The following is a 13,577-nucleotide window of genomic DNA, read 5'->3' as shown; positions in this document are numbered from 1 at the left end:
ATTTGAGACTTAATTTATGTATTTCACTTATTTAAAAGATGCTGTATTTTTCAGCAATTATGTGTTAATTTAAATTCTGGAAAATTAGTTATTAAGGTATTATTTAAATTTAGCCATAACTTAGAAGTTTATTTTTAACTACTTAAGTATTAAGCAAAAAGTAAGTATAATATTTTACGTAAACAATTAAATGATTAGAACAGAACAAAATTCACTTTGTAGATATAAAGCACATTAAAGTTGATTTTCTTTCTATCTTCTGGCGTAAGTATGTAGTATCTATATTCCAGTTTCAATTTTGTAGCGATCGCCACCAGGACACTTATAGACTAGCTTCTAAAAATAGATAATCTATTAAAAAAACAATGAAGCGCTATAACAAATTTATTCAAATTTTAAAAAACCATTTGCTTTTTAAAGAAGAATTTATAAAGTAGGTCTAAATATCGTTTTTTGCTGGCAATATCTAAAAATAAATCTCAAAAAATCAGAAATTTAGCAATAAAAAATCGGAAAGTTGTAGGATTTAGTGGTAACATATTTTACAGTAAATCTTCAGGAGAGTCAGGATTTTTTACCTGAATCTTATACAGATATCTAATATCAGTATATTTGCTGTATAACGAAATTGTAGAAATTAACTTCCAGTTTGATCACCAGTGTAGTAATACAAAGCCACGGATTTTCATGATTGCGTTTAGTCAACATCTATACACTTACGATTTTCTGGCATGAATAAGCTAATTCCAGCAATCAAAGTTAAAAATCTTAGCCTTTACTACAACACCCAAAAAATCCTGGAAGGGGTATCAATGGATATTTACCAGGACAAAGTAACAGCAATTATTGGCCCTAGTGGTTGTGGTAAGTCTACTTTTATTAAAAGCCTCAATCGGATGAACGAATTAGAAGCTGACGTTCAAGTTGAGGGGAAAGTAGAATTTTACAATCAAAATATTTATGAACGTCGAGTCAATTTAAATCGATTACGTCGCCAAGTCAGCATGGTGCTGCCTAAGCCAAATCTTTTTCCTATGAGTGTTTATGATAATGTTGCTTATGGTGTAAAAATTCTGGGATGGCGACCGAAGGTAGAATTAGATCAAATTGTCGAATCTGCTATCAAAGACGCTGATCTTTGGGATGAAGTCAAAAATAAACTGCATAAATCTGCTTTAGAGCTTTCTGGCGGACAACAACAACGACTCTGTATAGCCCGTGCTTTAGCAGTGAAACCAAAAATTATTCTCATGGATGAACCTTGTTTTGGGCTTGATCCGATAGCGGCGACAAAGGTGGAAGGTTTAATTCAGAGTTTGCGTTTGCGATCGGAATTAACAATGGTGATTATTAGCCATAATTTGCAGCAAGTCACGCGCATATCTGATTTCACAGCTTTTTTCAGTACCAATGAACATCGCATTGGTCAAATGGTAGAATTTGGACTGACAAAAAAAATTTTTACTAACGCCTTGGATGTCCGCACCCGTGAATATGTGTTAAGCCGCCTTGGTAGTAGTAAATATGAAAATCGATAAAAAGTAGGAAGTATGAAGTATGCAATCAGGCTGAGGAAAGAGTATTTTGTGTGTACTGTTTTTTCTAAAATCTAATATGAGTCCTATATTTATTATTTATCAAAATTGGTGATGTTCAGATCCCCGACTTCTCAAAGAAGTCGGGGATCTGAGAGAATTTATTTTCAGGAGTTTTACGGTTATCAAATAGTTTATTGCATAGATATAACATGGATATTTTCCTGGCTTGGATAATAACTTAATCATCTAAGCTAAATTACCTGTGGTAATTTATGAGCTATGCTAAAGCAACTGAGTTAAATGGCTCAGGTCGAATCACCGAAATTCAGTCATTTGAAGCCGAACAAACGCTTGTCTGTGCTGCTTCTGGTAGCAAAACTGAGGTAGCAGTTTTATTATTAGATGCGGAAAACTTACAAATCAACACTGAAACCGAAAAATTTTTAACCACAGTTTGTACTTGTCCAATTCAAATTAAAATAGCCTTTGCCAATTGGTGTAGCATGGGCAAACTAGATGTAGAGTTGCATGGACGTGGTTACGATTTAATTCATGTCCCCGTAGGTAAGGATAATGCTGACGGAAAAATGATCGCCTTTGGTTCATCTATTCACGAAAGATACCCAAAAGCTAGAGAAGTTTTGGTTTGTTCTTCTGATAAAGTGATGACTAATTTATGCAACCATCTACGGCAACATGGCTTAACAGTATATCAAGTAAGTCAACAAGGTGAAGATATTACAGTATTAAATAGTTATACAGGTCAGCTTGTGACACGAGGTAATAATGCTGTACCAGAAATTCCCGATATTTCTCAATTTATTCTACAAATTAAAGAGTTAGTTAAAGCAGAACAAAAACGCACTCATAGTTACTGGATTAACTTAGCTACAATCTCCCAAAATTATAAGGATAAGTATAAAGTAAATATTACTCAGGTAGCTGCTAAACACTTACCAGGGAAGAAAGCTAGGGAAATATTTGTAAATTACCCGGCAGAATTTGTACTTCATCAAATTGAGCCAAATGCTCCGGTATATATCACATTATTTGAAATTGATCCTACAAAAGATGCAGTTACAGAAAGTGCTGCTAATTCTCCATCAACAAGTATTAGTACTAAACTACAATTAGAACAGGTACTAAACAATATTGTTAGTAAATTAACTAGTAAATCTCCCGGAAGCCAAATTAACATTAACCTTGTAGGTGGTGAGTTTAAGCAGCAATATGGTAAATCTATTACCAAACAAATAAAAAGCTTGCAATTAAGTGGTAGTTTTATTAAATTTCTACAATCTTGTACTTCTTTTAAACTCAAGCAAACTCCCAAAGGATGGGAGATAGCAGTTAAATAACCTCCTATTCAAACTCTTGCTTATTCAGGTGTAATCATGTAGGATGCTTACATAATTATTGCTTAGGAAGGACTTGATAATCTAGCAAAACAGGCAGAATTTACACATAGATAAGCTCTCATGCTAGATTTTCGAGATTTATGGAAATTGCTCACGTTCACTTCTATGTAGAAAATGCTCCGGCTTGGCGGGATTGGTGCGTAGATTATCTGGGATTTACCGCAGTTAATAGTGGAATAAGTTCCAATCACACTTGTACGGAAATGGTACAAAGTGGCGCTATTTGTTTTTTGCTATCTTCACCATTATTGCCCACAAGTCCGGTTGCGGTATTTTTGCGTCAACATCCTCCTGGTGTTGCGGATATTGCTTTTGCTGTAACAGATGTAGCAGCTGCGATCGCTCAAGCAGCAGCACAAGGAGCTACAATCTTAGAACCCATCCAAGAATATCTCGGTTATAAGTGCGGGAAAATTGCGGCTTGGGGTGGAATGACTCATACGTTGATGGAAAAACCAGCGGGGGGAAAACGGGAAACACGCGATCGCCCTATGTTTACTGCCATCGATCATCTAGTATTAAATGTACCAGTTGGTGAGTTAGAGCGTGCTGTGGCTTGGTACAAAAATGTTTTAGATTTGCAACCGCAACAAGCATTTAAAATTAAAACCGATCGCTCTGGGTTATATAGTCAAGTGCTAGTTTCCCGCAATGGCAGTGTACAATTACCCATTAATGAACCAGCTTCTAGTAATTCGCAAATTCAAGAATTTTTAACTGTGAATCGCGGTGCGGGGATTCAACACATTGCTTTGCGAACATCCAACTTGATTAGTGTGATCGCGCAATTACGCAGCCGTGGTTTATCTTTACTGTCAGTTCCCCAAACTTACTACTCCCAGCTGAAAAAGCGGACAGAATTTCGCTTATCGCCCTTAGAATTAGAAGCGATCGCTCAACAAGAAATTTTAGTAGACTGGCAAGCTAATAGTCAAAACGCTTTATTACTGCAAATTTTTACTCAACCTATCTTTGCACAGCCGACATTTTTCTTTGAGTTTATTGAAAGGCGTTTCCAAGCACAAGGTTTTGGCGAAGGAAATTTTCGGGCTTTATTTGAAGCAATTGAAAGCGAACAAATAAAACGCGGAACTTTGCAATAAAGCAGCAATAATAAGTAATAGTAATTCACCAAAATCTTAATATTCAGCAACGGCGGAATCAGCTTCTTTAACTTCATAGCGAATGAAAATACTGCATCTACCCTGAACCTTTGTAGAGATATTGCATTGCAATATCTCTTTATTTTTCGTTACATTTTGCGTAATTATTTGAGAAAGTTGCTAACGGGACTTAAGCACCCAGGTTGTCTGTTGAGACTGGGTTTCAACATTTACACTCTTATACTTGATTTTTCGTTTTCATACGTAAGTGCTAATTAATTCATGCAGTATTTGTTGATGCTTGATGAACTATTTTAAGGAATGCTGCACATACTACCCAAAACTTGGATTTATTTGTTATCGTGATCCCAAAGGAATTATTAAGCATCCACAAGATTTGTCAGACGCTAATTAAGCGCCAAAATACCTGCTGGGTGCGAGATATCAAAGTTATTCACTAAAATTTAAAACTCATTAACTAGAGTATCTATTTGGGAGGTAACACTTATGGTTACAGTATCTCATCAAACATTGTCCTCACTTTCTCAAGAGCGATCGCTCATTCTTTGGTTTGATGAGGTAGGCATTAAAGATATACACCTAGTAGGTGGAAAAAATGCCTCCTTGGGAGAGATGATTCAACAATTAACCCCTAAAGGTGTGAATGTACCAATGGGTTTTGCAACTACCGCTTATGCTTATCGTTATTTCATCCAATCAGCGGGATTAGAAGCAAAGTTACGCCAACTTTTTGCTGATTTAAATGTTGAAGATGTGAACAATTTACGCGAACGGGGAGACAAAGCGCGATCGCTATTACTGCACACACCATTCCCTGAAGATTTGCGACAGGCGATTGCTAAAGCTTACGCGAGTTTATGTGAGCAATACTTAACAGAAACTGATGTTGCAGTTCGTTCTAGCGCCACCGCCGAAGACCTTCCCGATGCGAGTTTTGCTGGACAGCAAGAAACTTATTTAAATATTGTTGGTGTTGAAGAAGTAATCACAGCTTGTCATAAATGTTTTGCTTCTATATTTACTGACCGTGCTATTTCTTATCGTCATACTAAAGGATTTGATCATTTTAATGTGGCTTTATCAGTTGGTGTCCAAAAAATGGTGCGTTCTGATTTAGCAACATCTGGGGTGATGTTTTCTATTGATACCGAAACCGGGTTTAAAGATGCCGCTTTGATTACCGCCGCTTATGGTTTAGGTGAAAACGTTGTTCAAGGTGCAGTTAATCCCGATGAATATGTGGTATTTAAACCAACATTAAAAACAGGTTTTCGCCCAATTATAGATAAGAAATTGGGTAGTAAAGAAATCAAAATGATTTATGTGCCGGCAACGGAAATAGATATAATGGCTTGTGCTGCTGATAGCGCCCATACATTAACAGTGAGAGCCGATGATGATAATTGTAAGTTAACCAAAAATGTACCCGTTAGTGAAAGCGATCGCACTAAATTTGCCCTGAATGATGAAGAAATTTTACAACTAGGAAAATGGGCTTGCGTTATCGAAGACCATTACTCCCAAGTTCACGGTAATTACACCCCAATGGATATTGAGTGGGCAAAAGATGGCATTACTAATCAACTATTTATAGTCCAAGCGCGTCCTGAAACTGTGCAGTCGCAGAAAAACACCAATGTCTTGCGGAGTTATCGCTTAGTATCGGGGAAAGAAACCCCAACACCTTTAGTTACAGGACGAGCCATAGGCGAAGCCATCAGCCAAGGTAAAGTGAGTGTCATTGTTAATGTCCACGATATCGACAAATTCCAACCAGGGGATGTATTAGTAACCGAAAGAACCGACCCCGACTGGGAACCAATTATGAAACGTGCCAGTGCAATTATTACCAACGCTGGTGGACGTACCTGTCATGCAGCGATTATTGCACGAGAATTAGGTGTGCCGGCGATCGTTGGTTGCGGGAATGCAACACAAGTCCTCAAAAACAATCAAGAAGTCACAGTTTCTTGTGCTGAAGGCGAAGACGGTCAAGTTTATCCCGGCTTGTTACCTTTTGAAGTCAAAGAAGTTCCTCTAGAAAACTTACCCCGCACTCGCACGCAAATATTAATGAATGTGGGAAATCCTCAAGAGGCTTTTAGTTTATCTGCAATTCCCAACGATGGCGTAGGTTTAGCGCGGACAGAATTTATCATTGCAAATCAAATTCAAATTCATCCAATGGCGTTAATTCACTACGACCAATTGCAAGATGCAAAAGTCAAAGCCCAAATAACAGAAATTACCTCACTTTATGATGATAAACCACAGTATTTTGTTGATAAATTAGCCCAAGGTATAGGCAGAATTGCCGCCGCCTTTTACCCCAAACCTGTGATTGTGCGGATGTCAGATTTTAAGAGTAATGAATATGCCAATTTATTAGGTGGTAAACAATTTGAACCGCATGAAGAAAACCCCATGCTAGGTTGGCGTGGTGCAGCACGTTATTATGATGAAGGCTATAAAGCCGCTTTTGCCTTAGAATGTCAAGCAATCAAACGAGTTCGGGATGAAATGGGTTTAACAAATGTCATCCCGATGATTCCATTTTGCCGCACTCCCGAAGAAGGAAAGTTAGTATTAGCAGAGATGGCAAAAAATGGCTTGCAACAAGGTGTGAATAACTTGCAAGTTTATGTGATGTGCGAGTTACCCAGTAACGTAATTTTGGCAGAAGAATTTGCCAATGTTTTTGATGGTTTTTCCATCGGTTCCAATGATTTAACTCAGCTAACACTGGGATTAGATAGAGATTCGGCTTTAGTCGCCAGATTATTTGATGAACGCAGTCCCGCAGTTAAGCAAATGGTCAAAATGGCCATCGAAGCCGCCAAAAAACGCCACCGCAAAATCGGTATTTGTGGACAAGCACCCAGCGATTATCCAGAATTTGCCCAGTTTTTAGTAGAACAGGGCATTGATTCTATCAGTTTAAATCCTGATTCTGTATTAAAAACAATGCTGGAAATCGCAAAAGTGGAAAATCCTGAGTCTTAAGTAAAGCGATAAATTTCAAATTCTAGAGACTCAGAACCCCGACTTCTTAAAGAAGTCGGGGTTCTTCTTGTTCACGAGGATGTTTTTACCGATATTCTTGAAAAAGAGCCACTTAATCCTGGCGTACCGAAAAATCAGATTGTGTTGGGGTTCCGGTCTGAAGAACTGCGGCAAGATTGAGAATTTGCGATCGCCTAAAATTCACTATCATTAGGGTGGGCAATGCTCACCCTAAAAAATTTTTCCAAAGAAAGCAGAACAAAGGGGAAAATAACAAAAGACTATTGACCATTGACTAATGACTAAAAATTGGTTCCGCATTGGGTTAGTGAGTATCTTTTTACTCTCACTCGCTTTGAGATTTTGGGGACTAGATAGGTTTAACACCTTAGTCTTTGATGAAATTTACTACGCTAAATTTGGGAATAACTATCTCACCCATGTTTCTTTTTTCGATGGTCATCCACCGTTAGGAAAACTGATAATTGCCCTAGGTATCTGGCTAGGTAGTCATGTACCATTTTGGCATGAAAGCGTGAATGGACTCACAGGTTCGCTGCGATCGCCTTGGGATTATCGTTGGATTAATGCTTTTTTAGGCTCGTTTATCCCTTTACTAATTGCTGGGATTGCTTATCAATTAAGTTCTCGGCGCAGTTTTGCCTTAATTGCTGGCTTATTCACCGCTGTTGATGGCATATTTATCGTTGAATCTCGCTATGCGCTAATCAATATATATATAGTTTTATTTGGTTTGTTGGGGCATTGGTTATTTCTTTTAGCCTTAAATAACCAGAGACAAAAACGGAAATTATGTTTAATAATTGCGGGTATCGCCTTTGGTTGTTCTATTGCGACTAAATGGAATGGTTTATTTTTTCTAGCTGGTGTTTATGTTTTGTGGATATTTGCTTGGATATGGCAAATATTCGTCACAAAAATCAATCATAATGATGCAGAAATTAATCAAGAATCTTCATCCCCGCTGCAAAAGTTAACACAATTATATGTTTGGCAAGTTGTCTTATTTTTAGGAGTTCTCCCACTTACCGTTTATAGCCTGATTTGGATTCCCCATTTACAACTAGATACCAAATATGGATTTATCGCCGTCCACAAGCAAATCTTAGCTTTTCATGAACGGCTGGGTGGGAATAATGCTGAAGTACATCCCTACTGTGCTGCTTGGTATAAATGGCCGTTGTTAACTCGACCAATGGCATATTATTACCAAACAGCCCAAAAAGCGACTGATCCATTACCTGGTTTGGGGCCTGAATTACCTGCTGGTGCCGGGAAAATTATTTATGATGTTCATGCAATGGGTAACCCTTTTTTGTGGTGGTTTGGTGTGACTGCCATAATATTTTTAATAGGGATGCTCATTGCTTCAATGGTAATGTTTTGGCAGCAGCAAAAAAGGTTTACCTTACCAAAAAATCTCACTGTTGATACATGGATTGCCTTATATTTAGTGGTAAATTATGCCACTAACTTAGTCCCGTGGATGGGTGTATCGAGGTGCGCTTTTATTTACCACTACATGACTGCTGTGGTATTTGCATTTTTAGCGATCGCTTGGTTTGTCGATCAATGTCTGCGTAGCTATTATCGGCCATTACAGGCGATCGGTGTCACCATTTCTTTGATGATTTTGGTGGCTTTTGTGTATTGGTTGCCCATTTATTTAGGTTTACCTATCACATCCGCAGATTATAAACTACGGATGTGGTTTAACTCTTGGATTTAAAGCAATTTAGCCTTAAAATGACTGTCATAATCTAAGCTTTTTATCCTTAATATTGCTACATATATACAGTGTAAACAATCATATATTTTTTACATTTCTTATCTGTATTTATAGAGTCTGCCTGCTAGACTGAAAACGCAAGCAGGATAGATAAAAGATATACAACGCAACTGAGGTATTAAAAGTTAAGCATCGCCAAAAACAGAATTGATGAAGAAATTTCTCATAATCCATCATTCTGCGTTTTTAACAGTGAAAATTGATTAACTAGTTAATTTCTAGAATAAAAATTATACAAGCTTACATCTAGAAAGTGTCATAAAGCTATAAAGTCAATAGGTGTAGAACCTCTATAGACTCTATTTTTGATGCTCTCTAGGTATAGAGGAGAATCCTAATGGAATTAAACTTACAACTTCCGAGCATCAATGTTACTAGCTTAAAAGAAGCTCCGATTCATACATCTCGGCAAATTCAGCCGCACGGAGTATTGCTAGTTTTGTCAGAACCAGAATTAGAAATATTACAAATTAGTAATAATACTTGGACTGTTTTCGGGATAGAACCCGAACAGATGTTGCAAAAAAAACTAGAAGATTTACTCGACTCGTTTCAACTCGAAAGAATTAAAGCAGGGTTAGCAGAAGATAATCTGGAATTTATCAACCCAACAAAACTTTGGTTCAGAAAAAAAGGTGATGAATACGTTGTTTTCGACGCAGTTTTTCACCGCAATTCAGAAGGGAATTTAATCTTAGAACTAGAACCGACATTTTCTCAAGAAAATATCCCATTTTTAAGCTTTTACCATCTAGCAAAAGCTTCTATTAACCAGTTAGAAAAAACCTCAACACTGCGGGACTTTTGTCAGATAATTGTCCAAGAAGTACGGAAGGTAACTGGTTTTGATCGGGTAATGCTATACAAATTTGATCATGATGGACATGGTTCAGTTATTGCCGAAGAAAAGCTAGAAATCTTAGAACCATATTTAGGCTTACATTATCCTGAGTCAGATATTCCCAAACCCGCCAGAAAATTATTTGCCTCTAATTCTATTAGAATTATCCCAGATGCTCAGGCAGCACCAGTTCAACTGATTCCGGCAATCAATCCAGTTAGTCAGCGTTCATCAGATTTAACTAACTCAATTCTCCGCAGTCCGGCTGCTTGTCATCTTGAGTACTTGCACAATATGGGTGTGGGCGCTTCTTTAACTATCTCTTTAATTAAAGACAACAAACTTTGGGGATTGATTGCTTGTCATCACCAAACACCTAAATTTGTTTCTTACGAATTGCGGAAAGCCTGCGAATTTTTAGGCAGAGTGATATTTGCAGAAATTTCCGCCAGAGAAGAAACAGAAGATTACGACTATCGCATGAATTTGACACATATTCAATCATTGTTGGTTGAATATATGTCCCAAGAAGAAAACTTTATTGATGGTTTAGTCAAACATCAGCCGAATCTTTTAGATTTAACGAGCGCCCAAGGTGCGGCTGTTTGTTTTGGCGATCGCTGTACATTAATAGGTGAGACTCCCGCAGAAGAAGACCTGAATTTTTTGGTGCAGTGGTTAAAGAATAACGTCGATGAAGAAGTTTTCTATACAAATTCTTTGCCACAGGTTTATCCAGATGCGGAAAGATTTAAAAATGTTGCTAGTGGTTTGTTAGCGATTCCAATTTCTAAGCGCAATTATGTTTTGTGGTTCCGACCAGAAGTAATTCAAACTGTAAATTGGGGTGGTGATCCTAATAGAGCGTTTGAAGTTAGCCAGACAGATGGAGATGTGCGTCTGTGTCCGCGCAAATCTTTTGAACTATGGAAAGAAACAGTCCGCCTGACATCTTTACCTTGGCAATACGTCGAAATTAAAGCTGCGCTGGAATTGCGAAAAGCGATTGTCAATATTGTATTGCGCCAAGCCGATGAATTGGCTCAATTAGCGCAGGATTTAGAACGTTCTAACGCTGAATTGAAAAAGTTTGCCTACGTCGCTTCTCATGACTTGCAAGAACCACTCAATCAAGTGGCGAATTATGTGCAGTTATTGGAGATGCGTTACAACGAAGAACTAGACGAAGATGCCAAAGAGTTTATTAACTTTGCCGTTCAGGGAGTCAGCTTGATGCAGACATTAATAGATGATGTCCTAGCATACTCCAAAGTAGATACACAGGCGATCGCATTTCAACTAACTGAAGTCGAAACAGCCTTAGAACGCGCACTCGGTAACTTACGACAGCGCATTGCCGAAACCAGCACTATAATTACCCATGACCCCTTACCCACAGTCATGGCTGGTAGTACCCAGCTAATGCAGCTATTTCAGAACTTGATAGCTAACGCCATCAAATTCCGCAGTGACGAACCACCGCAAATTCATGTAGGAGCCGAGAGATTAGAAGATGAATGGTTGTTCTGGGTGCGCGATAATGGTATCGGCATTGACCCCAGATTTAGCGATCGCATTTTTGTCATCTTTCAACGCCTACATACACGAGACGAGTATGCTGGTACAGGCATGGGTCTAGCTATCTGTAAAAAGATTGCCGAATGCCATCGTGGTCGGATCTGGGTAGAATCACAACTTGGAGAGGGAGCCACCTTCTACTTTACAATTCCAGTTGGAGGGCGCGAGCGTGAGCGTAGAAATGGAAGAAAAGCTCAAAACAATCTTTTTGGTTGAAGATAATAAAGCCGATGTGCGCTTAATCCAAGAAGCATTGAAAAATAGCTCAGTGCCGCACCAAGTAGTGACGGTGAGAGATGGCGTAGATGCTATGGCATTCCTACGCCAAGAAGGAGAGTATGCCGATGCTCCCCGTCCTGACCTGATTCTGCTAGATTTGAACTTACCTAGAAAAGATGGTCGGGAAGTATTGGCAGAAATCAAAAACGACCCCCTACTCAAACGTATCCCCGTAGTTGTGCTGACAACCTCAAAAAATGAGGATGATATCTTTCACAGCTACGACCTCCATGTAAACTGCTACATCACCAAATCTCGTAACCTCAGCCAACTATTCCAAATCGTCAAAGGCATCGAAGACTTTTGGCTATCTACCGTTACCTTACCGTCAGAGTAAGTTAAAAGGCAAAAGTAAAAAGTAAAAAGTAAAAAAGAAAAAATCAGAACTAAAGCCAAGATTTCTTTTGCCTTTTGCCTTTTACCTTTTACCTTTTGCCTTTTACCTTTTGCCTTTTCACTTCCCAGGATCGAAACCAGAAAACTATGGCTGGAAGCTTAGTAAAAATCTTGTTAATTGAAGACAATCTGGCAGAAGCTAGGTTATTGCAAGAGTTTTTGCAGCAAGCCGATGCGAAAGAATTTGTGCTAGTTCATGTCAAGCGATTGCAAGAAGGACTCAATCAACTCAGAACCAACAATTACGACATCATTTTATTAGACCTCACTCTACCCGACAGTCAAGGATTATCATCTCTGCCAGTGCTGATTAGTTGTGCGCCGAGCTTGCCAATTGTCGTACTCACCAATACTAACGACGAAGAACTGGCAGTGGAAGCAGTTAGAGAAGGAGCGCAAGATTATTTAGTCAAGCGTCAAGTCAATGCTAATGGCTTGGTTCGCTCTATATGTTATGCGATCGAGCGTAAACAGCTATTAGAAACATTACGTCAAGTTAATCAGACATTACAAGTGCGGGTTGACGAGCGCACCGCCGAACTAGTGAAAGCTAACGAAATCAACCAGTTCCGATCAGAATTTGTTTCGATGCTTTCTCATGATATTCGTCAACCGCTAAATACCATTCTCTTAGCCGCTGGATTACTCCAAAATAACGAAGATAAATTAACTCAAGAGAAAAAGCGAAATCATTTACAGATGATTCGTACAGCTATCAAGAATATGGCACAAATGTTAGATGAAGTGTCGTTAATTGGCAGGGCTGATTCCGGTAAATTTCAATGTGACCTTGAGCCATTAGATTTAGAAATATTTTGCCGTCAACTAGTAGAAGAAGCACAATTATCTCTTAAAGATAAGAATTTAACTCTAGTTTTTGCAAGTTATGGAGGAGTTGGTGAAGCCGTCTTGGATGAAACATTACTGCGCCACATTTTAGGTAATTTACTAGGCAATGCGATTAAATATTCATTACCTAATGGCAAAATTCAATTTGAATTAATTGGCCAAGAAAATTCCGTGATGTTTCGCTTTCAAGATTGGGGGATTGGCATTCCTAAACAAGACCAAAAGCGGATGTTTCAGCCTTTTCAACGTGCAGAAAATGTCGGCAGAATTCCTGGTACTGGCTTAGGCTTGGCAATTGTCAAAAAGTGTGTAGATGCACATGGTGGCGAGATTATGGTGAATAGCGAAGTTGGCGTTGGTACTACATTTATCGTTACGTTACCTTTAATCAAGCTTTAAACTCTGAAAGGCTGTTTGCAATCGCATTACTCACTGACTTGTTGAATACTTGTTAGGCAGAGCTTGGCTAAGGAACTTAAATACAGTGGCTTTGGTAAACCAACATTATCAAGACTTGGTTGGGTTGCGCTACTGCTCTACCAACCTAAATTTCTGCTTTCTTTCAGCAGAAATTTCTAGTTAAATATTGATGAGAAAAAAGAGACATAATTAATTCTATTCTGCGACATCTGGTGTCAGATACTTTATTGCAATTCAAGTCAGATGGGCGATGTGCAGATTTTATCTAACCCCTATTTTTACGGTGTGGACATTGCTCAACTTACAATAATTGAGAATGCT

8 protein-coding genes are annotated in these 13,577 nt (G+C 38.4%); all 8 read left to right on the top strand.

Features of this window, described 5'->3' with window-relative positions; translation table 11 throughout:
* Window positions 1-731: 731 nt before the first annotated feature.
* Complete coding sequence (locus tag NCWK1_RS25515; RefSeq protein ID WP_096577863.1) at window positions 732-1,538, top strand: phosphate ABC transporter ATP-binding protein; 807 nt, start codon at window positions 732-734, stop codon at window positions 1,536-1,538.
* A 272-nt stretch (window positions 1,539-1,810) separates the two neighbouring features.
* Window positions 1,811-2,896: an NYN domain-containing protein gene (locus tag NCWK1_RS25510; RefSeq protein ID WP_103126632.1), complete on the top strand. Its 1,086-nt coding sequence runs from the start codon at window positions 1,811-1,813 to the stop codon at window positions 2,894-2,896.
* A 140-nt stretch (window positions 2,897-3,036) separates the two neighbouring features.
* Window positions 3,037-4,059, top strand: a complete 1,023-nt coding sequence (hppD, locus tag NCWK1_RS25505; RefSeq protein ID WP_103126631.1) for a 4-hydroxyphenylpyruvate dioxygenase — start codon at window positions 3,037-3,039, stop codon at window positions 4,057-4,059.
* A 507-nt stretch (window positions 4,060-4,566) separates the two neighbouring features.
* Window positions 4,567-7,083 carry a phosphoenolpyruvate synthase gene (ppsA, locus tag NCWK1_RS25500; protein WP_096577857.1) on the top strand — a complete coding sequence of 839 codons (2,517 nt, stop codon included), beginning with the start codon at window positions 4,567-4,569 and terminating at the stop codon, window positions 7,081-7,083.
* A gap of 298 nt (window positions 7,084-7,381) precedes the next feature.
* The gene (locus NCWK1_RS25495; RefSeq protein WP_103126630.1) at window positions 7,382-8,833 is read left to right on the top strand and encodes a dolichyl-phosphate-mannose--protein mannosyltransferase; all 1,452 of its coding nucleotides are present in this window, start codon (window positions 7,382-7,384) and stop codon (window positions 8,831-8,833) included.
* Between the two features lie 397 nt (window positions 8,834-9,230).
* Window positions 9,231-11,528, top strand: a complete 2,298-nt coding sequence (locus NCWK1_RS25490) for a sensor histidine kinase (protein ID WP_103126629.1) — start codon at window positions 9,231-9,233, stop codon at window positions 11,526-11,528.
* Window positions 11,482-11,928, top strand: a complete 447-nt coding sequence (locus NCWK1_RS25485; RefSeq protein ID WP_096577851.1) for a response regulator — start codon at window positions 11,482-11,484, stop codon at window positions 11,926-11,928. The genes NCWK1_RS25490 and NCWK1_RS25485 overlap by 47 nt, the downstream gene beginning before the upstream one ends.
* 146 nt (window positions 11,929-12,074) lie before the next feature.
* Window positions 12,075-13,235 carry a hybrid sensor histidine kinase/response regulator gene (locus tag NCWK1_RS25480; protein WP_096577848.1) on the top strand — a complete coding sequence of 387 codons (1,161 nt, stop codon included), beginning with the start codon at window positions 12,075-12,077 and terminating at the stop codon, window positions 13,233-13,235.
* The last annotated feature ends 342 nt before the right edge of the window (window positions 13,236-13,577 follow it).

It is taken from the genome of Nostoc cycadae WK-1 (genome assembly GCF_002897135.1).
Lineage (GTDB): Bacteria > Cyanobacteriota > Cyanobacteriia > Cyanobacteriales > Nostocaceae > Nostoc_B.
Note: the sequence above shows the minus strand (reverse complement) of the source record. Positions and strands in the feature narration are given on the sequence as shown.